This window comes from Actinomadura harenae, from assembly GCF_003696215.1.
GTDB classification, from domain to species: Bacteria; Actinomycetota; Actinomycetes; order Streptosporangiales; family Streptosporangiaceae; genus Spirillospora; species Spirillospora harenae.
On record NZ_RFFG01000055.1, the window covers coordinates 21,125 to 43,032 of the forward strand.

Below are 21,908 nucleotides of genomic sequence, written 5' to 3' on the forward strand. Positions count from 1 at the left end.
CAGGTCAGGAGGGCCTAGCGTCGAAGTGAGGGTCCGTGTCGTCCTGCCGACGACCCGTGCCGCCATGTTCATCCCGACCCGTCCATCCCGACTCGTCCCGACCGACTCGGCGGAATCCGGAGGTTCAGCGTGCTTGCTCCACTTCTTCTCGCGGCCGCGCGCAGCGCGCGCATGCGCGGACTCGTCACCTCCGTGCCCCTCACCCGGGGCGTCGTGGACCGCTTCGTCGCCGGGGAGGACCTCGGCGCGGCGATCCTCGCCATCCAGGAGCTCAACGGGGACGGCCTGAAGGTCACCCTCGACCACCTCGGCGAGGACACCACCGACCGGGCCCAGGCGGACGCCACCCGCGACGCCTACCTCGAGCTGTTCAAGGCGCTCGCCGCCGAGGGCATGACCGCCGACGCGGACGCGTCGCTGAAGCTGTCCGCGCTGGGCCAGGCGCTGCCCGGCGACGGCGAGGCGATCGCGCTGGAGAACGCCCGGACGGTCGCGGCCGCCGCGGACGGCCTCGGCATGACGATCACGCTCGACATGGAGGACCACACCACGGTCGACTCCACCCTCGGCATCCTGCGCGAGCTGCGCGCCGACTTCCCGGGGACGGGCGTCGCGATCCAGGCGATGCTGCACCGCACCGAGGGCGACCTCGAGGAGCTGACCGGCCCCGGCTCGCGCGTCCGGCTCGTCAAGGGCGCCTACGCCGAGCCCGAGTCGGTCGCCCACCAGTCGAAGAAGGACGTGGACCGGGCATACGTCCGGGCGCTGAAGACGTTGATGGAGGGGCAGGGGCACCCGATGGTGGGCAGCCACGACCCGCGCATCATCGAGATCGCGCTCGACCTGGCCCACCGCAACGGGCGCGAGCCCGGCAGCTACGAGTTCCAGATGCTGTACGGCATCCGCGCGGGCGAGCAGCGCCGCCTGGCCGAGGCCGGCGAGGAGATGCGCGTCTACGTCCCGTACGGCTCGGACTGGTACGGGTACTTCATGCGCCGCCTGGCGGAGCGCCCGGCCAACCTGGCCTTCTTCCTCCGCTCCTTCGTCTCCCGCTGATCCGTCTCCCGCTGACCGCGGTCAGCCGCCCGCCGACAACGACCACTTCGCAGGAGGTCCCATGGACGCCGTGACCAACGTCCCCGCACCGGTGAACGAGCCGATCCACGGCTACGCGCCCGGCAGCCCCGAGCGGGCCCGCCTGGAGGCGAAGCTGGCCGAGCTTCAGGCGCAGGCCCCGATCGACCTGCCGATGACCATCGGCGGCGAGCGGCGCATGGGCGCGGGCGAGAAGGTGCAGGTCGTCCAGCCGCACAAGAAGTCCGCCGTGCTCGGCACGTTCGGCACCGCCACGCAGGACGACGCCCGCGACGCGATCCAGGCCGCGCTGAAGGCCGCCCCGGCCTGGCGCGCGCTGTCGTTCGACGACCGCGCCGCGATCTTCCTGAAGGCCGCCGACCTGATGTCCGGGCCGTGGCGCGAGACGATCGCCGCCGCGACCATGCTCGGCCAGTCCAAGACGGCCCAGCAGGCCGAGATCGACAGCCCGTGCGAGCTGGTCGACTTCTGGCGCTTCAACGTGCACTTCGCCCGGCAGGTCCTCGCCGAGCAGCCGGTCTCCTCGCCCGGCGTGTGGAACCGGTCGGACCACCGGCCGCTGGAGGGGTTCGTCTACGCGATCACCCCGTTCAACTTCACCGCGATCGCCGCGAACCTGCCGACGGCCGCCGCGCTCATGGGCAACGTCGTGGTCTGGAAGCCGTCCCCGACGCAGACCTACGCGGCCGTGAAGACCATGGAGCTGCTGGAGGAGGCCGGGCTGCCCAAGGGCGTGATCAACCTGGTCACCGGCGACGGCATCGCGGTCTCGGAGGTCGCGCTCGCGCACCCCGAGCTCGCCGGCATCCACTTCACCGGCTCGACCGCCACCTTCCAGCACCTGTGGAAGACCGTCGGCGGCAACATCGACAAGTACCGCGCCTACCCGCGCCTCGTCGGCGAGACCGGCGGCAAGGACTTCGTGGTCGCGCACCCGTCCGCGGACCCGGGCGTCCTGAAGACCGCGCTCGTCCGCGGCGCGTTCGAGTACCAGGGGCAGAAGTGCTCCGCCGCGTCCCGCGCCTACGTGCCGCGGTCGATCTGGGAGAACGGCCTCCGCGAGGAGCTGGCCGCCGAGGTCGAGTCGCTGACCATGGGCGACGTCACGGACCTGGCGAACTTCATGGGCGCGGTCATCGACGAGCGCTCGTTCGCCAAGAACAAGGCCGCGATCGACCGCGCGCAGGCCGACCCGAAGGTCGACGTCGTCGCGGGCGGCACCTACGACGACACGGAGGGCTTCTTCGTCCGCCCGACCGTCCTGGTGTCGGAGGACCCGGAGAACGACATCTTCCGGACCGAGTACTTCGGCCCGATCCTCGGCGTCCACGTCTACGACGACGAGAAGTACGACGAGATGCTCGCGCAGATGGAGTCGGTGTCGGCGTACGCGCTGACCGGCGCTGTCATCGCGCAGGACCGCGCGGCCGCCGCGCACACCGCTGAGGTGCTGCGCTTCGCCGCCGGCAACTTCTACATCAACGACAAGCCGACCGGCGCGGTCGTCGGGCAGCAGCCGTTCGGCGGCGGGCGCGCGTCCGGGACGAACGACAAGGCCGGTTCGATCCTGAACCTGCTGCGCTGGACGTCCCCGCGCTCCATCAAGGAGACGTTCGTCCCGCCGACGGACTACCGCTACCCGCACATGGGCTGACCGCCCAGGTAGGCGGGCAATGACACCCAGCCCCGGGTGAAGGGAGACATGAGCCTCTTCGCCCGGGGCTGGTCCACGTCCACGCGCGGATGCGCGGCGAGCAGCTCCTCCAGCGCCACCCGCGCCTGGAGCCGGGCCAGGTGCGACCCGATGCAGAAGTGGACGCCGCTCGCGAACCCGAGGTGCCGCGGGATCGCCCGCGTCACGTCCAGCTCGCCCGCGGACGGCCCGAACTCGCGCTCGTCCCGGTTCGCGGCGCCGTAGAGCAGCATCACCTTCTCCCCGGCGGGGATCTCGACGCCGCGGATCGCGACCGGACGCGTCGTCGTCCGCCCGAGCGCCTGCACCGAGCCCTCCAGCCGCAGCGACTCCAGCAGCGCGTTCGGGATCAGCGACGGGTCCCGGGCGACCAGTCCGCGCTGGTCGGGACGCCCGGACAGCAGCGCGACGGCATGCGAGACCAGGTTCCCGGTCGTGTCGTTGCCGCCCGCGACGATCACGAAGCAGAACCCGAGGACGTCCCAGTCGGTCAGCCTCTCGCCGTCCGCCTCCGCGGTCGTCAGGACGCTGATCAGGTCGTCGCCCGGCCTGGCGCGCCGCTCGGCGATGACGCCGCCGAAGTACGCGAACATCTCCGCCACGGCGCGCGCGCCGGACCCCTCGAGCATGGCGCCCGTGTCGAAGCCCTGGTCCTGGAACGTCGTGAGCGCCGACACCCACGGGCCGAACCGGGCCCGGTCGGCCTCCGGGACGTCCAGCAGCTCGGCCAGGGCGAACGTCGGCAGGGGCGACGAGAGGTCGCGGTGGAGGTCGACGGTCTCGCCGCCGGCCTCCCGTTCCCGCATCACGGCCAGGCGCGCGCGCACGAAGGCGCGCAGCCGGTCCTCCATGGCGGCGGTGCGGCGCGGCGTGAACCCGTGGCTGATCAGCCGCCTCAGGACGGTGTGCCGCGGCGGGTCGAGCATCACCATCGTCGGGGCCAGCCCGAGCTTTCCGATCTCGTCCTCGTAGAACGTGAGGCCGCTCGCGGACGAGAACGTGCCGTGGTCGCGGACGGCGTCCCACACGTCCTCGAAGCGGGACAGCGCCCAGAACGGCGGGTCGGTGTGCCGGTGGACGGGGTCCTCGTCGCGCAGCCGCCGGTAGGCGGGATAGGGGTCGGCTTGGAATGCGGGATCGAACGGGGAGTACACGTCGGTCGCTTCGGTCATGCCGGGCCTCCCGGGAAGTATCGGCCCCCGCCATTCAACGCCCGCGCCGCCAGTTTGCCTAAGGATCCGGGACCCCATAGAGTTAAGACATCGCCGCGGGGTGGAGCAGTTCGGTAGCTCGCTGGGCTCATAACCCAGAGGTCGCAGGTTCAAATCCTGCCCCCGCTACCAAGAGCCGAAGGGCCCGATCCGAATCAGGATCGGGCCCTTCGGCGTTTCCGCGTTCCTTCGATATCGCGGCGCGTTTTCGCGTCCGAAGCCCGTCCGAAGCCCGTCCGAAGCCCGTCCGGGGCCGGTTCGGGGCTTTCGGAGGGGCGCACTAGCCTGGGGATATGCGGAATGTGGCAGGAGCGGCGGTTCTGGACGCCGTGTGCGTGCTGGTCTTCGTGGCGATCGGGCGCGCGTCGCACGACGAGGCGGGCAGCGTCACCGGGTTCCTGAACACGGCGTGGCCGTTCCTGACCGGCGCGCTCCTCGGCTGGCTCGCCACGCGCGCCTGGCGTGACCCGGCGCGGCTGGTGCCGTCCGGCGTCGGGATCTGGGTCGCGGCCGTCGCGATCGGCATGCTGCTGCGGGTGGTGTCCGGGCAGGGGATCGCCGTCGCGTTCGTGATCGTCGCGACGCTCTTCCTCGGGCTGGTGCTGCTCGGCTGGCGCGCCGTCGCCGCGCTCGTCCGCCGCCGCGCCCGGACGGCCTGAGCCCGGCCGTGACCCGGCCCGAGCCCGGCCCGGACGCGGCCCGGGCACGCCGCCTGGAAGGGCGCTGAAGAGGCGCGGAACGGGCCGGGCTTGCGGGCCCCGTGCGCGGGTCGCGCGGCCGTCCGGCGCCTGTTGACGCGGACGGCCGGACGCTGGTGAAGTTACCCACGAGTCACGGGAGTGACCGGGAGAAAGCGCATAAGGGGACACCGATGGCATCCGCACTGCTGCGGGACTGGCTGGACAAGCCGAACACCGGACGCGGCGTCAGCCTGGCCACCGACGACGGCGGCTGGGACCACCGCGACTACGGCCGGCTGGCGTCCGCGGCGCGGCGCACCGCCGGTGCGCTGATCGAGGCGGGCGTCCGGCCCGGCGACGTGGTCTGCGTCGTCCTGCCGACCGACTTCACCTGTGTGGAGACCTACTTCGGGGTCTGGGCGGCCGGCGCCACGGTTTGCCTGGTCACCCCGCCGCTGTTCCAGGACGGCGACGACTACGTCGCGCACGTCGCCGCGATCCTGCGGCAGGCGAGGCCGGTGCTGACCATCGCGTCCGACGACCTGGCCCCGCTCGCGGCCCGCGCGATGGCCGACGCCGGGCTGGACGGCGAGCCGTGGGCCCCCCGCCAGGCCGAGGACGAGGCGGAGGTGCAGCCCGCCGGGGAACTGGCGATCCTCCAGTTCACGTCCGGGTCGTCGGGGGAGCCGCGCGGCGTCATGGTCACCTGGGAGAACCTGGAGGCCAACTGCGAGCTGATCGCGCGCACCGCCGGGTTCCGGGACGGCGACGAGGTCGCGACCTGGCTGCCGCTCTACCACGACATGGGCCTGATCGGCTGTTTCATCACCCCGATCTCGCTCCAGTGCGACCTGAAGCTGATGCGGCCGGACCACTTCATCCGCGACCCCGCACGCTGGATCCGCTGCTTCGCGACCGCGACGCACACCGCCGCGCCGCCGTTCGCGTACGCCTACTGCGCGCGGCGGGTGAAGCCCGAGCAGCTCGAGGGCGTCGACCTGTCCGGCTGGCGGATGGCGCTGATCGGCGCCGAGCCGATCGACCCGCACTCGCTGGAGGTCTTCGCCGAGCTGCTGGAGCCGTTCGGGTTCCACCGCGAGGCGTTCAACCCCGCCTACGGCATGGCCGAGACGACGCTGCTGGTCACCATGGACCACGTGTGGCGGCGTCCACTGGCCGTCCGGCCCGATCCGGCGTCGCTGGCGTTCGGCGAGCCGGTGCGGATCCTCGAGCAGCACGAGCTGGGCGCGCAGTCCAAGGGCGCGAAGTCGGGCTGGATCGTCGGCTGCGGCACGCCGGAGGAGGACGTCCCGGTCCGGATCCTGGACGACGACGGGAACGAGCTGGCCGAGGGGCTGCTGGGCGAGATCGTCGTCGGCGGCGCGTCCGCGTGCCCCGGCTACTACGCGGGCGCCGAGGGCAAGTCGACACGGTTCGCGGACGGCCCGGGAGGTCGGTCGGGGTCGGTTGGTCGGGGCAGGCTCGTTCTGACCGGAGACGCAGGGTTCTTCCACGAGGGACGGCTGTTCGTCCTCGGGCGGATGGGCGACAGCATCAAGGTGCGCGGACGGTCCGTCTACGTCGAGGACCTAGAGGCCCGGATCGCCGAGGTCACCCGGCTCGGCAAGGGCCGGATCACGGTCACGGCCGTGCCGGGCGCGGGCCGGAAGGGGCTGGCGCTGTTCGCCGAGACCAACGACGACGCGTGGGCGGGCGACGTTCGCGAGATGCTGCGCCGCCGCGTCGGCGAGGACGTCGAGGTCACGATCATCGTCGGGACGGGGCTGATCCAGCGGACGTCCAGCGGCAAGCCGCGCCGCCGCTTCATGTGGGAGCAGTTCCGGGACGGCCGCCTCCCGAACGCCCGCCTGGCGTCGGAGTAGGACTCGCGTTCCCGGGCGGGCGAAGGGTGCCCGTCCGGGAACAGGGTGTGAAGTCGGGCACGTTGGACCTTCGTCAGGCGCAAGATCACACGCGTGGGTCATCGCATGTTGATAAAACAGTCGATAGCGGTGTCCATGGCGTGACCGGCGGAAGGTCGACGATGCCCTCTGGTGCGAGGTCCCTGCTCCGGCTCGGCGCGCGGCTCGGGTCGACCGCGCAGAACGCCCTGGAGGTGGCGCGGTTCGGCGGCCTGGCCACCGACGAGGACGCCTCGCCCAGCGAGGTCGTCGCGCGGCGGCGCATCTACCGCCTCCGCCACTACTTTCCTTCCGGGTCTCCTTCCCAGGCGAGTGCTCCCGAGGACGACAAGCGGCCGGTGATGCTGCTCGTCCCGCCGCTGATGATCACGGCCGAGGTGTACGACATCTCGTCCCGGGTGAGCGCGGTCGCCGAGCTGCACCGGCTCGGCGTCGACCCGTGGGTGGTCGACTTCGGCGCCCCCGAGCGCGAGCCGGGCGGGCTCGAGCGGACGGTCACCGACCACGTCCTCGCGGTCAGCGACGCGATCGACCGGGTGCGCGCCGCGACCGGACGCGACGTCCACCTCGGCGGCTACTCGCAGGGCGGCATGTTCGTCTACCAGACCGCGGCCTACCGGCGCAGCCGCGGCATCGCGTCGCTGGTGACGTTCGGCAGCCCGGCCGACACGTCCGTGGCGCTGCCGTTCGGGCTGCCGAGCTGGCTCGCGACCGACGCCGCCGAACGCGTCCCGGACGTGCTGCTCCGCAACTTCGACGTCCCCGGCTGGGTGACGCGCACCGGGTTCCAGCTGCTCAGCCCGGTGAAGTCGGTGCGCAGCCGGGTCGACTTCCTGTTCCAGCTGCACGACCGCGAGGCGCTCGCGCCGCGCGAGCGGCAGCGCCAGTTCCTCGAGCGGACCGGCTGGGTCGCCTGGCCCGGCCCGGCGCTGAACGAGTTCGTCCGCCAGTTCATCCAGCACAACCGGATGCTGACCGGCGGCTTCGTCATCGGTGACCGGCTGGTCACGCTCGCCGACATCACCTGCCCGGTGCTGATGTTCGTCGGCGAGGTCGACGAGATCGCCTCGCCGCCGATGGTCCGCGGCATCCGGCGGGCCGCGCCGCGCGCCGAGGTGTACGAGGTGGCGCTGCGCGCCGGGCACTTCGGCCTCGTCGTCGGGACGCTCGCCATGGCGCAGACCTGGCCGACCGTCGCCGCATGGGCCCGCTGGCGGGCGGGCACCGCCGACCTCCCGTCCCCGGTGCGCAGGGTGGACGGCGAACGCAGCGGTGATCCGGAGGCGGGTGACGCGGCCTCGCCCGCGCCGCCCGGAGGGGCCGCCGGCTACGGCTTCAACCTCGCCCTCGGGATCGGCACGAACACGCTGCGGTCCGCCGTCCGGACGGCGACGCGCGCCGTCCACGGCAGTCGCCTGCTCGCGCACGAGGCGACGCAGAACCTGCCCCGGCTCGCCCGCCTGGAACGCATCCAGCACGACACGCGCATGTCGCTCGGCCTCCTCCTGGACGAGCAGCACGACCGCGCGCCGGACGACGTCTTCTTCCTCTACCAGGGGCGCGCCTACACGCAGGACGCGGCGAAGAAGCGCATCGACGCCGTCGTGAAGGGCCTGATCCACATCGGCGTCCGGCAGGGCGACCCGGTCGGCGTGCTCATGCACACGCGTCCCACGGCGCTCGCGCTCGTCGCGGCGCTGAGCAGGCTCGGGGCGGTCGCGGTGCTGCTGCGCCCGGACGGCGACCCCGGGCGTGAGGCCGCGCTCGCCGGGGTCACGAGGGTCATCGCCGACCCCGACAACGCGTCCGCCGCCGCCGCGCTCGGGCTGCCCGTCCACCTGCTGGGCGGTGTGCGGAAGCGCCGCGACGGCACGGACGTCCCCGACATGGAGGCGATCGACCCGGACGCCGTGCCGCTCCCCGCCTGGTACCGGCCGAACCCCGGCCGCGCGGGCGACGCCGCGTTCGTCCTGTTCGCCGGCGACGGCGAGCACACGCGGGCGAACCGCGTCACCAACCGGCGGTGGGCGCTGTCGGCGTTCGGCACGGCGTCGTCGGCGGCGCTGTCCCCGGCCGACACGGTCTTCTCCATCACGCCGCTCCAGCATCCGTCCGCGCTGATGATGAGCCTCGGCGGCGCTGCGGCGGCCGGGTCGCGGCTGGCGCTCGCGTCCGCCTACGACCCCGAGACGTTCTGGGACGAGGCGCGCCGCTACGGCGTGACCGTCGCGTCCTACACCTGGACGCTGCTGCGCGACCTCGTCAACGCCCCGCCCGACCCGGCCGAGCTGCACCATCCGGTGCGGCTGTTCATCGGGTCCGGGATGCCGCGCGGGCTGTGGCGGCGCGTGGAGGAGCGGTTCGCGCCCGCGCGCGTGCTGGAGTTCTACGCGTCCACCGAGGGCGAGGCGGTGCTCGTCAACCTCAGCGGCAAGAAGCCCGGCTCGCTGGGACGCCCGCTGCCCGGCAGCGCCGACGTCCGGCTCGCCCGCTACGACCTGGAGGACGGGCGGCTCGTCGAGGGCCCGGACGGGTTCGCGGTGGAGAGCGCGCCCGGCGAGATCGGGATGCTGCTGGCGCGCGTCCGGCCGGAGACCGTCCAGCTCGGGCGGCGCCCGCTGCGCGGCGTGTTCGCGCCCGAGGACGCCTGGAAGGTCACCGGCGACCTGTTCCGCCGCGACGAGGGCGGCGACTTCTGGCTGGTCGGACGGGACGCCGAGCTGGTCCGCACGGCCGCCGGGATCGTCCCGCCCGGCCCGGCGCGCGACGCCCTCGGCGACCTCCCGCAGGTGGACGCGGTCGCGGTCTACGGCGTCCCGGCCGGTGACTCCGAGCTGGTCGCCGCCGCGATCACGCTGTGCGCGGGCAGCGAGCTGAAGCCGGTCGACCTGGCCGAGACGCTGCTGCGCGTCGAGCCGGAGCTGCGTCCGGCGGTCGTCCGGATCGTGGCCGCCATCCCCGTCACGCCCGGCCACCGGCTCGATCCCCGTGCGCTGCGCGCCGAGGGCGTGCCGGAGCCGGACGCGGGGGAGACGTACTACCGCGACCCGGCGGGCGCCTACCGCCCGCTCACCGCCGAGGCCCGGAACCGCCTCCTGCGCTGACGGGCGCCGGCGTCACTAGTGGACGTGGACGGGCTCGCCGTTCCTCACCATGTGGGGCAGCGCGTCCCCGGCGTTCATCGGCAGCCGGATGCAGCCGTGCGACGCCCGCCGGTTCGGGACCGCCAGTGAGCCGTGCATGGCGTAGCCCAGGTGGAAGTACAGCGGCCGGTACATGTAGCCGAGCGGGGACCGCTGCCAGCCGTTGACGCGGTGCGTCACACGGAAGTCGCCGATGGGCGTGTGCGCGATGCCGCAGTGGCCCTTCTCGCAGTAGTGGCGTCCGGAGCCGGTGGAGATGTGCGAGATCATCCGGATCCTCCCGCCCCGGTACACGGTGAGGACCTGGTGCCGGACGTCGATGTCCACGTGGTTGCGGGTCCGGTCGGCGGTCAGCCGCCGGGGCCGCCGCGGGTGGGCGAGCGCGTGCATGAAACGCCTGCTCAGGCGTCCCGTGGGGGCCATGCCGTTCACCTTCTGGAACGCCCAGACGGCGTCCTTGGTGAACTCGGTGTAGGCGCCGTTCGCGGGTCCGGGGACGTAGTGCAGCTTCTTGAGGCGGAGCTGGACGGCGCGGAGGTCCACGGCCTTGCCCGCGGGCCGGTGCGCCCTGGGCCTGGCGGCGGGCCGCCCCTTCGGCTCGGCGGCGGGCCTCCCCTGCGGCTTGGCGGCGGGCCTGATCGGCTGGGCGGCGTGGACGGCGGCGGAGCCCGGCCGTCCGGCGGACTCGGGATCCGCCGGGCCGTCGGGCCTGCCCTTCGCCGCCCCCGACGCGCCGTTCGTCCCCATGAACGAGGGCCCGAAGGCCCCGGCGGGGTCGAACCAGGGGAACTCTTCGTAGTCGCCCGGGAACGGGTCCGCGCGGACGGCGTGGACGGCGCGGACGGCGCGGGCGGGTTCGGCGGAGACCGGCGCGGCGGCCGCCGCGTGGACAGGGACGGACGAGACGGCGAAGGCGGAGGTGGCGGCGAGCGCGAGACCGGCGAGCATGGCCTGGACGTTAGGCCGCCCGACCCCTGCCCGCGTCCGGTGACACCCGGCGGCGAACTCAACCTTTACCAGCCCATCTCCCCTGGACGACGCTGGAAGCGAGCCGATTCCCCTGGGGGAGGGCGCGCTTCCGGTACCGGGCAGAGCGCCAGGGGCTGGACACGCGGGAGGCGGCACGCTACAACAGAGGAACAAATATTGATCTTTTGTAGCGCACCCGACGCACCGGCCGCCACCCCCGGCGGCCGCCGTGTCCGAGTGCCAAGGAGGTACCGCATGGCCGCACGCGTCCTCGCCGCCCCACCGGCGGGCAGCGACCTCAAGCCCGTCATCGGCGATCCGGGGATCCCCCTCGTCGGGAGCACGCTGCGGGCGATGCGGCATCCGTTCGAGCTGTCGCGGGAGCGGTACGAGCAGTTCGGCCCGGTCAGCTGGTCCTGGCTGCTCGGCCAGCGCGCGGTGACCGTCCAGGGGCCGGAGGCCGCCGAGGCCGTGCTGGTCAACCGGGACAAGGCGTTCGCGAACGGCCCGGCCTGGGGCTTCTTCATCGGGCCGTTCTTCACCCGCGGGATCATGCTGCTCGACTTCGAGGAGCACCTGCACCACCGGCGCATCATGCAGCAGGCGTTCACCCGGAAGCGGCTCCAGAGCTACCAGGAGACCCTGGCGCCGAGCATCGGCAAGGGCCTGGACGCGTGGGTCCCCGGCCGCGGCTTCAAGGTCTACGACCACGTCAAGCAGCTCACGCTCGACCTCGCCACCGACGTGTTCATGGGCGTCGACCTCGACCGCGCGGAGGCCGACCGGATCAACGGCGCGTTCGTCGACGCCGTCCGCGCCGGGACGGCCTACGTCCGCTTCCCGGTGCCCGGCCTGCGCTGGCAGAAGGGCCTGCGGGCGCGCAGGACGCTGGAGGACTTCTTCCGGACGCACCTGCCCGCCAAGCGCCGGGACGGCGGCGACGACCTGTTCGCGGCGCTCTGTGCGGCCGAGACCGACGACGGCCACCGGTTCACCGACGAGGACGTCGTCAACCACATGATCTTCGCGCTGATGGCGGCGCACGACACCACCACCATCACGCTCACCACGATGGCGTACTACCTGGCCAAGTACCCCGAGTGGCAGGAGCGGCTGCGGGACGAGTCGCTCGCGCTCGGCAGGCCCGTCCTCGACCACGCCGACCTGGACGCCATGACCGGCATCGACGCGGCCATGAAGGAGGCGCTGCGGCTGGTGTCGCCGGTGCCCGCGCTGCCGCGCAAGGCCGTCAAGGACACCGAGGTGCTCGGCTTCCACATCCCGGCCGGGACCACCGTGGTCGTCCCGCAGCTGACCAACCACCGGATGGAGAGCATCTGGGCGGACCCGGACCGGTTCGACCCCTCCCGGTTCTCGCCGGAGCGGCGCGAGGACAAGGCCCACAAGTACGCCTGGTCGCCGTTCGGCGGCGGCGCGCACAAGTGCATCGGCCTGCACTTCGCCGGCATGCAGGTCAAGAGCGTCATGCACCAGTGGCTGCTGCGGTACCGGTGGAGCGTGCCCGGACGCTACACCTGGCCGCTCGACACCACGTCCCTGCCGTCCCCGAAGGACGGTCTCCCCGTCCACCTGGAGCGTCTCTGATGAGCAAGGTCGTCGTCATCACCGGCGGAGCGCGCGGGATCGGCCTCGCGACCGCGCGCGCGTGCAAGGCCAAGGGCGGGACGGTCGTCATCGGCGACGTCGACGAGTCCGCCGTGAAGGCCGCGGGGGAGGAGCTGGGCGTGACCGCCCTCCCGCTGGACGTCACGTCGCGCGAGTCGTTCGAGACGTTCCTCGCGGAGGCCGAGGTCGCGCACGGGCCCGTGGACGTCCTGGTCAACAACGCCGGGATCATGCCGATCGGGCCCGTGACCGGCGAGTCCGACGCGGACGCGCGCCGCTGCCTGGACATCAACGTCCACGGCGTCATGCTCGGCACCAAGCTCGCGCTCGACCGGATGCGTCCGCGCGGACGCGGGCACGTCGTGAACATCGCGTCGCTCGCGGGCCTGCTCCCGACGCCCGGCCTCGCGCTCTACAACGCGAGCAAGGCCGCCGTCGTCGCGTTCACCGAGGCCGCCCGGCTGGAGACGCTGGGCAGCGGCGTGCACGTGAGCGCCGTCCTGCCGTCCTTCACCGACACCGAGCTCATCGCCGGGACGTCGTCGCCGCGCGGGCAGCGGAACTGCGAGCCCGGGGACGTCGCGGACGCCGTCGTCGCGGTCGTCGGGCGGCCGCGCGCGCAGGTCGTCGTCCCCGCGCGCCTCGGCGTCCCGACGCGGCTCGGCCAGCTGTTCCCGGAGCGCGTCCGGGAGGCCGTCATGCGGACGTACCGCCTCGACAAGGTCTTCCTGGACTGGGACCACGAGGCCCGCCGGTCCTACGACGCCCGCATCCGGGGCTAGCGCGGGGACCGGCGGGCTCCCGGGATCAGAACGGGTAGTGCGCCTGCTCGGTGGCCACGGTCACCCAGCGGGTGTTCGAGAACGCCTCCAGGCCCCAGCGCCCGCCGAACCGGCCGTACCCGGACACGCCGAACCCGCCGAACGGCGCCTGCGGCTCGTCGCCCACGGACTGGTCGTTCACGTGGACGATCCCGGTCTTCAGGCGGCGCGCCACGCGCAGGCCGCGGGTGCCGTTCTCGGTGATGATCCCGGCGGTCAGGCCGTGCTCGGTGTCGTTGGCCTTCGCGACGGCCTCGTCGTCGGTGGCGAAGGTGTCGATCACGCACACCGGCCCGAACGCCTCGCCGTGGAAGAGCTCGGCGTCCCGCGGCAGGCCGGTGAGGACGGTCGCCGGGTGGACGGCGCCGTCGGGCTCGCCGCCGCCGGTGACGACCGTGGCGCCCTTGGCCACGGCGTCCTCGACCAGCGCCGCGACGCGCTCGGCGGCGGTCCGCGTGACCAGCGGCCCGATCACGGTGGTCGGCACCGACGGGTCCCCGGACGGCAGCGCCGCGACCTTGGCGGCGAACCTCTCGGTGAACGCGGCGGCCAGCGACTCGTGCACCAGCACCCGGTCGCCGGACATGCAGATCTGGCCCGCGTTCATGAACACGCCGAACGTCACGGCGTCGACGGCGTAGTCCAGGTCCGCGTCCTCGAGGACGATGATCGCGTTCTTGCCGCCCAGCTCCAGCAGCGCGGGCTTGAGGTGCCGGGCCGCGTGCGTGCCGATGATCCGGCCGATCCCGGTGGAGCCGGTGAAGTTCACCGCCCGGACGCGCGGGTCCGCGATCAGGGTCTCGGCGATCTCGGCGGCGTCCGCCGGGTCGTTGGTGACCACGTTGAGCACGCCGTCCGGGAGGCCCGCCTCGCGCAGCACGTCCGCGACGAGCAGGCCGCAGGCGACCGGGGCGTCCTCGCTGGGCTTCATCACGACGGTGTTCCCGGCGGCGAGCGCGGCCGCGACCGACCGGACGCCGAGGATGACCGGCGCGTTCCACGGGGAGAACGCGGCGACCACGCCGACCGGCTCGCGGACCGCGAGGCCGAGCACGCCCTCCTGCTGCGCCGTCAGCACCTCGCCGCGCGGTGCGGTGATCGCGGCGGCGGCCTCGCGCAGGATGTTCGAGGCGAGCATCACGTTGAACCCGGCCCACGGCGCCGTCCCGCCGACCTCGGCCGCCATCAGCGCGATGACCTCGCCCGCCCGCTCGTCCAGCAGGTCCGCGGCGCGGAGGAAGATCGCTCGGCGGGCGAAGGGGGACAGCGCCGCCCACGCCTCGAACGCCGCGTCCGCCGCGTCCACGGCCGCCGTGACGTCCTCCGGCCCGGCCGCCGCGACGGTCGCGTACACCTCGCCGGTGTAGGGGGAGACGTCGCCTGTGGTCCGCCCCGAGCGGGCCGGCACGTCCTTGCCGCCGATCAGGAGGTCGCGGGTGATGGGCATGGTGACTCCTTCAGGGGCCGCGCCGTCGCGACCTGTCGGTTTCCGCGCAGTCTCCGCCCTGGACCGGCGTCCGCGCGCCGGGGCTTTCCGCCCAGCGGAAAGCGATCCGGCCGACTCGGGGAGCGCGGGTCAGCGGACGCGCGGCCTGCCGTCGCGGGCGAAGGCGCGCCTCGCTTGTGGAAGGTATCGGACGACGTCCGGCAGAACCGGCCAAAGGACGGCGAGACGCCGCACTCCCGCCGCGAACCGCTGGTACCGGCGTTCGTCCGCCTCGCTCCACGGCAGGTCCAGCAGCTCGCGCATGCGCGGATGGCAGCCGCCGACCGTGAGGAAGCGCGCGACGGCGTTCAGCGGCGGCGACACCGCGCGCCAGAGCGCCTTCGGGACCTTCGGCGGCGCGGGCAGGCCCTTGGTCACGTACCCGACGCCGTACCGGGCGGTCTTGTGCGCGACGATGCCCCCCGCGAGCGTCCGTTCCCAGTACGCCTCGAAGTCCTCCCAGGTCGCGGGCATGTTCCGGTCGCTGACCCCGTACATCCGGTACCAGGTCTTCGACTCCTCGTAGAGGCGCCGCCGGTCGGCCGTGGTCAGCGGCCGGACGAACGTCTCGATCCCGTGGACCAGATGGTCGAGGAAGGTCGCGTGCGCCCAGAAGTAGGTGTCCGGGTCGAGCGCGTGGTAGCGGGTGCCGTCCGGCAGGACGCCCTTGATGCCGTGGTGGAAGTCGCGGACCCGGCGTCCGGACGCGGCGGCGTCCGCCCCGCCGTAGATCGTGTCGAGGATCGGCCCGGTCGAGCGCTTGATTCGCGCGAACGTCTCGTCGAAGAACACCGAGTGGTCGAGAACGCCCTGGCCGAGCGCCGGGAGCATGTTCTGGAGGACGGCGGCGCGCGGCCCGACCAGCAGCATCCGGGTATCGGCGAAGTAGGCCCAGGTCAACGAGGTCGGACCGAGGGGAGTGGGAGGGGTCGTGGCCGTCATGGGTCACCGCCGGGAGTGGCCGGAGAGGAACAAAGGCATCATGATTGTAACTATGTTCCTCTCTCTCGGCCAGCATAGGCTTCGGTCATGACGATGGACGCGTTCCCGCTGGCCGGGCTGCTGGAGGCCGCCCCGGACCCCGACGACCTGGACACCCGCATCCTGGACGCGGCGCTCGCCGAGTTCGTGACCTACGGGCTGCGGCGGGTCAGCGTCGAGGACGTCGCGCGTCGCGCCGGGGTCGCCCGCACGACCATCTACCGCCGGTTCACCAACAAGGAACTGCTGCTCCAGGCCGTCCACCTGCGCGAGGTCCGCCACTTCCTGACGGCGCTGTCGGACGCCACCGCGAGCCGGCAGAACGCCGCGGACGCCGTCGTCGAGGGCTTCGCCGCCGGGCTCGCCGCCGCCCGCACGCACCCGCTGATCACCCGCGTCCTGCAGAGCGAGCCGGAGGTGTTCGTCCGGCAGCTCGGGATGAACGGCGGCGCGGTGCTGCTGGCCGCCCGCGACATCCTCGCGGCCCGGCTGCGCCGCGCGCTGCCCGATGCCGACCCCGCCGAGATCTCCGTCGCGTCCGAGGTGATGCTGCGGGTCGCGGTGTCGGTGCTGCTGCTGCCCGACGGCGGCATCCCGCTCGGCGACGACGCCGAGATCCGCGCCTTCGCCCGCGTCCACCTCACCCGCCTCCTGCCGGGGTAGACCGCGCCCTGCCGGGTTAGGCTGCAACCTCCGAATCCTGTTCTAGAACCGGAGGCGCGCATGGAGTCGGCGATCGTCGCGACCCGCCACGGCAAGGTCCGAGGCAGAGTCCTCCCGAACGGCGTCTCGGCCTTCCTCGGCATCCCCTACGCCGCGCCGCCCGTCGGTGAGAACCGCTTCCGGGCGCCGCGTCCGCCGCGTCCGTGGGACGGCGTCCGCGACACCGTCGAGTACGGCCCGACCGCCCCCAAGCCCGGCTACCCGAGGCCCTTCGACCGGCTGCTGCCCGAACCGGCCGTCCCGGGCGACGACCTCCTCAACCTCAACGTCTGGACGCCCGACCCCGGACGCTCCGGCCTGCCCGTCATGGTCTGGATCCACGGCGGCGCGTTCCGCAACGGCTCCGGTGCCGTCCCCACCTACGCGGGCGCGAACTTCGCCCGCGACGGCGTCGTCTGCGTGACCCTCAACTACCGCCTCGGCGTCGAAGGCTTCGCGCACTTCCCGGACGCCCCGTCCAACCGCGGCCTGCTCGACCAGATCTCCGCCCTGGAGTGGGTCCGCGACAACATCGCCGCCTTCGGCGGGGACCCGGGCAACGTCACGGTCTTCGGGGAGTCCGCGGGCGCGATGAGCGTCACCACCCTGCTCTCCCTCGACCTCGGCCTCTTCCGCCGCGCCGTCGCCCAGAGCGGCGCCGGCAACGCCGCCCAGACCGCCGAGGACGCCGCGCTCGTCACCGCCGAGACCGCCGCGCGCCTCGGCGTCGAGCCGACCGCGGCGGCCTTCGCCGAGCTCCCGCCGTCCCGGATCATCCCGGTCCAGGCGGCCATCGCGGCCGAGGTCTCGATGCTCCCCGATCCCGGACGCTGGGGCGCCACGACCGCGCGGACGGCGATGTCCCACGTCCCCGTCCTGGACGGCGAGCTGCTCACCCGCCGTCCGCAGGAGGCCATCGCGGACGGCGCGGGCGCGGACACCGACCTCCTCATCGGCCACAACTCCGAGGAGTTCCGCTTCTTCCTCATGCCGAACGGCCTGGCCGGCCTCATCACCGGCGAGATCATGACGTCCACGGCGTCGGCGATGGGCGTTCCGGCGCGTGTCGTCGACGCCCACCGCGAGCTCCACGCCACCCCCGGCGAGCAGCTGGCCTCCGTCATCAGCGAGGCCGTCTTCCGCATCCCCGCGATCCGCGTCGCCGAGTCCCACCGGGCCCGCACCTGGATGTACGAGTTCACCTGGCGCAGCCCCGTCCACGACCTGGGCGCCTGCCACGCCCTGGAGATCGGCTTCGTCTTCGACACCCTCGGCACCCTCGACCCCGACGGCCTCGCGGGCCCCAACCCGCCCCAGCCCCTCGCCGACACCATGCACAAGGCCTGGGTCGACTACGCCACCTCCGGCACCCCCGGCTGGCCCCAGTACACCCCCGGAACCCGCCGGACCCGCCGCTTCGGCGACCCGAAGAACCCCCTCACCACCACCTCCAACGACCCGCTCCGAAGCCTCTGGGACGAGTGACCTCCGCGCCCGCCTCCGTCCGCGCGGAAAATCGGGGTGCGCGGCCGGAGGCGGGCTGGGAGGGTCGCGGGATGATCAGTTTGATGCCGGTGACGTTCGGCGAGGCCGAGATCTCCGCACTGCACGGGGTCTTCGCGTCCAACGCGGACTACTGGCGGTACAGCGGCGATCTCGACCCGGACGCGGTGACGCGGGAGGCCGTCGCGGAGATGGTCCGCGCCGAGGCGGACGTGGACGGGCACGAGGCGCTCGCCGCGCGGGACGAGCACGGAGTGCTCGTCGGGTATGTCGAGTTGCTCCTGCACCACCCGCGGGACGGGTATCCGTGGATCGGGTTCCTGCTCGTGCACGGCGGGCATCGGCGGCGGGGCCTCGGGCGGGCCATCGTGAGCGCGGTGGAGGCGCGGCTTCGTGAGCGCGGGGCGACCGCGGTCGGCCTCGGCGTACTGGAGAACAACCCCGAGGCGTTCGCGTTCTGGACGGCCCTCGGCCACACGGAGGTCGGCCGGCGACCGGACGTGGCGAAGGGCCGCCCGACGGTCGTCATGCGGAAGGCGCTCCGCTAAGGGGACCCGGGAGGCCCGGAACCCCCTACCCGAACGCCTCGGCGACGATGTGTCGGGCGATGGCCAGGGACGACGTCGCCCCCGGCGAGGGAGCGTTCCGGACGGACGTGACCGGCCCCAGCGTGCTGATGCGGAAGTCGTCCACGAGCGAGCCGTCCGGGTCGATGGCCTGCGCGCGCACGCCGGACGGCGCGGGCACCACGTCCGACGTCCTCAGCGAGGGGACGAACGAGCGCGCCTCCCGCACGAACGCGGGCTTGAACAGCGACCCGTACACCTCCTTCGCGCCCGTCCGCCAGTGCCGCCGGGCGAGCGCGCCGAAACCGGGCCAGGTCAGGGTGTCCCGGACGTCGCGGAGGTTCAGGTCACGCCGGCGGTAGCCCTCGCGGGCCAGTGCGAGGACGGCGTTCGGGCCCACGTCCACGCCGCCGTCCACCCGCCGCGTGAAGTGGACGCCGAGGAACGGGTAGCGCGGGTCGGGGACGGGATAGATCAGCCCGCGCACCAGGTCCGGCCTGGTCAGCCGGTAGTACTCGCCGCGGAACGGGATGATCGCCGGACCCGGGCCGTCGCCCGCCAGCCGGGCCACCCGGTCGGACTGGAGTCCCGCGCAGATCACCAGCCGGTCGAACACCAGCTCCTCGTCCCGGGACGCGACGGCGACCCGGTCGCCCCGGCGCGCGATGCGGACCACCTCGAACCCGAGCCGGACCTCGCCGCCCGCCTTCACCACGTCCGCCGCGTACGACCGGGCGACGGCCGGGAAGTCGACGATCGCGGTCGTGGGGGAGTGCAGCGCGGCGACGCCCCGCGCGTTCGGCTCGACCTCGCGGAGCCCGGCCGCCGTCAGCCGCCGCAGCCCGGGGACGCCGTTGGCGGTCGCGCGCCGCTCGATCTCCAGGAGCGGCTCCAGCTCGCGCGTCGTCCGCGCCACGACGACCTTGCCGCACTCCTCGTACGGCAGGCCGCGCTCGGCGCAGTACTCCTTGAGCAGGACGATCCCCTGGCGGCACAGGGTCGCCTTGAGCGACCCGGGCGCGTAGTACAGGCCCGCGTGCGCGACGCCGCTGTTGTGCCCGGTCTGGTGCGCGGCGACCCGGTCCTCCTTGTCGAGGACGGTGATCTCCGCGCCCGGACGGACCTCTCCCAGACGGCGCGCCACGGCCAGGCCGAGGATGCCCGCGCCGATCACGCCGATGCGCATTCCGGTCACCCGGGCACCTTACGACCCGGACCGTTCCACTGCCCAGGCCCGCCTGGGCCATCGGCCGGGTCGTCAGGCGCCGGTCAGCTGCCGAGCCGCTTGCGGCCCTGGGAGCGGACCCGCTTGCGCTGCGACGGGTCGAGCATCAGGTACCCCGCGACCGGGATGCCGATCGCGGCGAGCACCAGGAGACCGACCACCCAGGTCGGCAGGAAGAGCCAGAGCACCAACGCGACGATCACGCCGCCGATGGCGAATTTTGCCGGCGATGACATGTCCGAACCTCCATACGGCCGCCCACTTGTTCAGACGGCCGGGGCGGGCCGCCGGTTCCACGATATGTCGCGTTTCCCCGGTGGTCGAGCGCCGCGCCCCGGGAAGATCCCGCAGGCAGGCGCCCCGGACGCCGCCACGCCGGTCGCGGGACGGTCGCGGGACGGGCGGGGAGCGGCCCCGGGAGCGGCCTCGGAGCGGCCCGGGAGCGGGTCAGACGCGGAGGGTGAGGCGCCCGCCGCCGAGGGCCTTCAGCACCTCGGCGTGCAGCTGCCCGTTGGTGCACACGACGCTGCCGCCGTCCGGTCCGGGGATGCCGGACAGGTCGGTGAACATGCCGCCCGCCTCCTCGACGATCACCTGGAGGGCGGCCAGGTCCCACAGCGACACCTCGGGTTCGGCGGAGATGTCGACGGCGCCCTCGGCGACCATCATGTGCGACCAGAAGTCGCCGAACGCCCGTGTCCGCCACACCGACCGGGTGAGGTCGAGGAACCGGTCCAGGCGCCCCTGCTCCTCCCAGCCGCTCAGCGAGGAGAAGGAGAGCGACGCGTCCGACAGGTCGGTGACCTGCGACACCTGGATCCGCTGCGCCCGGTTCAGGCTGCGGCCCGTCCACGCGCCGCCGTCGCGCATCGCCCACCAGCGCCGGTTCAGCGACGGCGCGGACACCACGCCCACCACGACCTCGTCGTGCTCCATCAGCGCGATGAGCGTCGCCCACACCGGGACGCCCCGGACGAAGTTCTTGGTGGCGTCGATGGGGTCGATGACCCAGCACCGCCTGCCGGCCCCGGTCCCGGCGGTGCGCCCGTACTCTTCGCCGAGCACCGCGTCCCGGGGCCGCGCCCGGCTCAGCGTGGAGCGGATCTGCTCCTCCACACTGCGGTCCGCGTCGCTGACCGGGGTCAGGTCCGGCTTGGTCTCGATCGTGAGGTCCAGCGCCCGGAACCGCCTGGTGGTGATGTCGTCGGCCGCGTCCGCCAGCACATGCGCCAGCCGCAGGTCATCGGAAAAGCTCGCCACGGCCGCACACGCTACCGTGACCTGCTCGTCCGGCGACAGCCATCCCCCCAAGGTCGCCGCCGGAGCGTGGCGGAGGGGCGGCGGAGCGTGCCGGGATGGGACGATGGCCGCATGGCGCACGACCTTCCCGGGTGGGTGGCCGAGCTGACCGACCCGCGCCGGGCCTCCACGCTCGACGAACTCGCCGACCGGCTCGTCCCGCTGGCGGAGCACGCGATCGACGTGTCCCGCAGGCTCCAGGCGTTGCTGAACGAACTGAACGACCCGTTCAAGCGGGACGCCCTGTACGGGCGGGTCGACCGGCTGAAGACACGGGCCGGTGAGGCGATGGACGAGATCACCGCCGAGATCGCGGCGTCCGGGGCCGAGCGGGTGGAGCGGATCTGGGCCGAGTGGCTCGAGCGCGTCCGCACCACGGACCGGTCCGGCGGGCGCGCGCGGGAGCTGCGGCGGCGGCTCGAGGGCGACATCGTCCCGGAGCTGACCCGGCGGCAGCGGGACGTCGCCGAGCAGGTCGCCGCGAGGACGTCGGCGGCGCTGGAGGAGGCCACCCAGACCCTGCTCACGCGGGTGGAGGAGCTGGCGAAGGCGGTCACCGAGCTGATCCACGGCGTCCTGCCGATGGCGCGGGAGGGGCTGGGGCTCGCGAGCCGCATCTCCGGCCTGTCGACGCGGGCCCGGCAGGCCGGGCGCGGCCAGGTCCCGGACGAGCTGCGCGAGGAGAGCACCGAGCTGTCCCGGACGTTCGACGAGGCCGTGGCGCGGCTGGAGCTGGAGTGGGCCACGCTCGGGGCCCGGTCGGCGACCGTCCGGGCCGCGCTGCGGGGCGCCGAGGAGACGGCGTTCTCGCACGTCACGCAGGCGATGACCGACTGCGTCGAGGAGCTCGCGCCCGAGCACGTCCGGGTGCTGCAGGAGACCGAGGCGCGCGCGGCGACGCTGTTCGACCTGCTCGCCGAGAGCTGACCTCCCCGGGGCGGCCGGTCAGTTGAGGGGCCGGTCACTTGAGGGGCCCCTCACTTGAG

General features: G+C 73.3%; 18 protein-coding genes and 1 tRNA gene. 12 read left to right on the forward strand and 7 right to left on the reverse strand.

What is annotated here, in order from left to right; translation table 11 throughout:
* The first annotated feature begins 129 nt into the window (after nucleotides 1-129).
* Together EBO15_RS26805 and pruA are read left to right on the forward strand one after the other, a co-directional pair.
* Nucleotides 130-1,056, forward strand: coding sequence for a proline dehydrogenase family protein (locus EBO15_RS26805; RefSeq protein WP_122197220.1), 927 nt, complete (start codon nucleotides 130-132; stop codon nucleotides 1,054-1,056).
* Between the two features lie 61 nt (nucleotides 1,057-1,117).
* A complete protein-coding gene (gene pruA / locus EBO15_RS26810) occupies nucleotides 1,118-2,749 on the forward strand; it encodes an L-glutamate gamma-semialdehyde dehydrogenase (protein ID WP_122197221.1) in 1,632 nt (543 codons plus the stop codon).
* On the opposite strand, the gene EBO15_RS26815 is transcribed toward pruA, so the two are convergent.
* On the reverse strand, nucleotides 2,731-3,960 hold the full coding sequence (locus tag EBO15_RS26815; RefSeq protein ID WP_122197222.1) for a cytochrome P450: 1,230 nt from the start codon (nucleotides 3,958-3,960) through the stop codon (nucleotides 2,731-2,733). The two genes, pruA and EBO15_RS26815, sit on opposite strands and share 19 nt — an antisense overlap.
* A gap of 94 nt (nucleotides 3,961-4,054) precedes the next feature.
* Here EBO15_RS26815 and EBO15_RS26820 point away from each other — a divergent pair.
* The 4 genes from EBO15_RS26820 (at nucleotide 4,055) to EBO15_RS26835 (ending at nucleotide 9,705) form a co-directional block, all read left to right on the forward strand.
* Nucleotides 4,055-4,131, forward strand: a tRNA-Met gene (locus tag EBO15_RS26820).
* Nucleotides 4,132-4,292: 161 nt separating this feature from the next.
* Entirely contained in the window at nucleotides 4,293-4,658 is a 366-nt protein-coding gene (locus tag EBO15_RS26825; RefSeq protein WP_122197223.1) for a DUF3054 domain-containing protein, read from the forward strand.
* A 212-nt stretch (nucleotides 4,659-4,870) separates the two neighbouring features.
* Nucleotides 4,871-6,562 (forward strand): AMP-binding protein, encoded by a 1,692-nt coding sequence (locus tag EBO15_RS26830; RefSeq protein ID WP_122197224.1) that lies wholly within the window; start codon nucleotides 4,871-4,873, stop codon nucleotides 6,560-6,562.
* 161 nt (nucleotides 6,563-6,723) lie between these two features.
* A complete protein-coding gene (locus tag EBO15_RS26835; protein ID WP_122197225.1) occupies nucleotides 6,724-9,705 on the forward strand; it encodes an alpha/beta fold hydrolase in 2,982 nt (993 codons plus the stop codon).
* Nucleotides 9,706-9,720: 15 nt separating this feature from the next.
* On the opposite strand, the gene EBO15_RS46900 is transcribed toward EBO15_RS26835, so the two are convergent.
* Nucleotides 9,721-10,692 (reverse strand): L,D-transpeptidase family protein, encoded by a 972-nt coding sequence (locus EBO15_RS46900; RefSeq protein ID WP_122197226.1) that lies wholly within the window; start codon nucleotides 10,690-10,692, stop codon nucleotides 9,721-9,723.
* A gap of 276 nt (nucleotides 10,693-10,968) precedes the next feature.
* On the opposite strand from EBO15_RS46900, the gene EBO15_RS26845 reads away from it, so the two are divergent.
* Nucleotides 10,969-12,318: a cytochrome P450 gene (locus tag EBO15_RS26845; RefSeq protein ID WP_122197227.1), complete on the forward strand. Its 1,350-nt coding sequence runs from the start codon at nucleotides 10,969-10,971 to the stop codon at nucleotides 12,316-12,318.
* Nucleotides 12,318-13,121, forward strand: a complete 804-nt coding sequence (locus EBO15_RS26850; protein WP_122197228.1) for an SDR family oxidoreductase — start codon at nucleotides 12,318-12,320, stop codon at nucleotides 13,119-13,121. The genes EBO15_RS26845 and EBO15_RS26850 overlap by 1 nt, the downstream gene beginning before the upstream one ends.
* 25 nt (nucleotides 13,122-13,146) lie before the next feature.
* On the opposite strand, the gene EBO15_RS26855 is transcribed toward EBO15_RS26850, so the two are convergent.
* Complete coding sequence (locus tag EBO15_RS26855; protein WP_122197229.1) at nucleotides 13,147-14,607, reverse strand: aldehyde dehydrogenase family protein; 1,461 nt, start codon at nucleotides 14,605-14,607, stop codon at nucleotides 13,147-13,149.
* A 129-nt stretch (nucleotides 14,608-14,736) separates the two neighbouring features.
* A complete protein-coding gene (locus EBO15_RS26860) occupies nucleotides 14,737-15,588 on the reverse strand; it encodes an oxygenase MpaB family protein (RefSeq protein WP_122197230.1) in 852 nt (283 codons plus the stop codon).
* Nucleotides 15,589-15,675: 87 nt separating this feature from the next.
* Here EBO15_RS26860 and EBO15_RS26865 point away from each other — a divergent pair, with 87 nt between their 5' ends.
* The 3 genes from EBO15_RS26865 to EBO15_RS26875 all read left to right on the forward strand — a co-directional run bounded on the left by EBO15_RS26865 (nucleotide 15,676) and on the right by EBO15_RS26875 (nucleotide 18,380).
* Nucleotides 15,676-16,290, forward strand: a complete 615-nt coding sequence (locus EBO15_RS26865; RefSeq protein WP_122197231.1) for a TetR/AcrR family transcriptional regulator — start codon at nucleotides 15,676-15,678, stop codon at nucleotides 16,288-16,290.
* A gap of 60 nt (nucleotides 16,291-16,350) precedes the next feature.
* Nucleotides 16,351-17,814, forward strand: coding sequence for a carboxylesterase/lipase family protein (locus EBO15_RS26870; RefSeq protein WP_122197232.1), 1,464 nt, complete (start codon nucleotides 16,351-16,353; stop codon nucleotides 17,812-17,814).
* A gap of 71 nt (nucleotides 17,815-17,885) precedes the next feature.
* Nucleotides 17,886-18,380: a GNAT family N-acetyltransferase gene (locus tag EBO15_RS26875; protein ID WP_122197233.1), complete on the forward strand. Its 495-nt coding sequence runs from the start codon at nucleotides 17,886-17,888 to the stop codon at nucleotides 18,378-18,380.
* A gap of 25 nt (nucleotides 18,381-18,405) precedes the next feature.
* Here EBO15_RS26875 and lhgO read toward each other — a convergent pair whose 3' ends face one another.
* The 3 genes from lhgO to hisN all read right to left on the reverse strand — a co-directional run bounded on the left by lhgO (nucleotide 18,406) and on the right by hisN (nucleotide 20,883).
* Entirely contained in the window at nucleotides 18,406-19,584 is a 1,179-nt protein-coding gene (gene lhgO, locus EBO15_RS26880) for an L-2-hydroxyglutarate oxidase (RefSeq protein ID WP_122197234.1), read from the reverse strand.
* 83 nt (nucleotides 19,585-19,667) lie between these two features.
* Nucleotides 19,668-19,859 (reverse strand): hypothetical protein, encoded by a 192-nt coding sequence (locus EBO15_RS26885; protein WP_122197235.1) that lies wholly within the window; start codon nucleotides 19,857-19,859, stop codon nucleotides 19,668-19,670.
* A 211-nt stretch (nucleotides 19,860-20,070) separates the two neighbouring features.
* A complete protein-coding gene (gene hisN, locus EBO15_RS26890; RefSeq protein WP_122197236.1) occupies nucleotides 20,071-20,883 on the reverse strand; it encodes a histidinol-phosphatase in 813 nt (270 codons plus the stop codon).
* Nucleotides 20,884-20,994: 111 nt separating this feature from the next.
* On the opposite strand from hisN, the gene EBO15_RS26895 reads away from it, so the two are divergent.
* The gene (locus tag EBO15_RS26895) at nucleotides 20,995-21,849 is read left to right on the forward strand and encodes a hypothetical protein (protein WP_122197237.1); all 855 of its coding nucleotides are present in this window, start codon (nucleotides 20,995-20,997) and stop codon (nucleotides 21,847-21,849) included.
* The last annotated feature ends 59 nt before the right edge of the window (nucleotides 21,850-21,908 follow it).

What these genes read in the sequence shown, in the direction of transcription:
- pruA (WP_122197221.1), top strand. Translation starts at nt 1,118, where the DNA reads ATGGACGCCGTGACCAACGTCCCCGCACCGGTGAACGAGCCGATCCAC.
- EBO15_RS26815 (WP_122197222.1), bottom strand. Translation starts at nt 3,960, where the DNA reads ATGACCGAAGCGACCGACGTGTACTCCCCGTTCGATCCCGCATTCCAA.
- EBO15_RS26825 (WP_122197223.1), top strand. Translation starts at nt 4,293, where the DNA reads ATGCGGAATGTGGCAGGAGCGGCGGTTCTGGACGCCGTGTGCGTGCTG.
- EBO15_RS26830 (WP_122197224.1), top strand. Translation starts at nt 4,871, where the DNA reads ATGGCATCCGCACTGCTGCGGGACTGGCTGGACAAGCCGAACACCGGA.
- EBO15_RS26835 (WP_122197225.1), top strand. Translation starts at nt 6,724, where the DNA reads ATGCCCTCTGGTGCGAGGTCCCTGCTCCGGCTCGGCGCGCGGCTCGGG.
- EBO15_RS46900 (WP_122197226.1), bottom strand. Translation starts at nt 10,692, where the DNA reads ATGCTCGCCGGTCTCGCGCTCGCCGCCACCTCCGCCTTCGCCGTCTCG.
- EBO15_RS26845 (WP_122197227.1), top strand. Translation starts at nt 10,969, where the DNA reads ATGGCCGCACGCGTCCTCGCCGCCCCACCGGCGGGCAGCGACCTCAAG.
- EBO15_RS26850 (WP_122197228.1), top strand. Translation starts at nt 12,318, where the DNA reads ATGAGCAAGGTCGTCGTCATCACCGGCGGAGCGCGCGGGATCGGCCTC.
- EBO15_RS26855 (WP_122197229.1), bottom strand. Translation starts at nt 14,607, where the DNA reads ATGCCCATCACCCGCGACCTCCTGATCGGCGGCAAGGACGTGCCGGCC.
- EBO15_RS26860 (WP_122197230.1), bottom strand. Translation starts at nt 15,588, where the DNA reads ATGACGGCCACGACCCCTCCCACTCCCCTCGGTCCGACCTCGTTGACC.
- EBO15_RS26865 (WP_122197231.1), top strand. Translation starts at nt 15,676, where the DNA reads ATGACGATGGACGCGTTCCCGCTGGCCGGGCTGCTGGAGGCCGCCCCG.
- EBO15_RS26870 (WP_122197232.1), top strand. Translation starts at nt 16,351, where the DNA reads ATGGAGTCGGCGATCGTCGCGACCCGCCACGGCAAGGTCCGAGGCAGA.
- EBO15_RS26875 (WP_122197233.1), top strand. Translation starts at nt 17,886, where the DNA reads ATGATCAGTTTGATGCCGGTGACGTTCGGCGAGGCCGAGATCTCCGCA.
- lhgO (WP_122197234.1), bottom strand. Translation starts at nt 19,584, where the DNA reads ATGCGCATCGGCGTGATCGGCGCGGGCATCCTCGGCCTGGCCGTGGCG.
- EBO15_RS26885 (WP_122197235.1), bottom strand. Translation starts at nt 19,859, where the DNA reads ATGTCATCGCCGGCAAAATTCGCCATCGGCGGCGTGATCGTCGCGTTG.
- EBO15_RS26895 (WP_122197237.1), top strand. Translation starts at nt 20,995, where the DNA reads ATGGCGCACGACCTTCCCGGGTGGGTGGCCGAGCTGACCGACCCGCGC.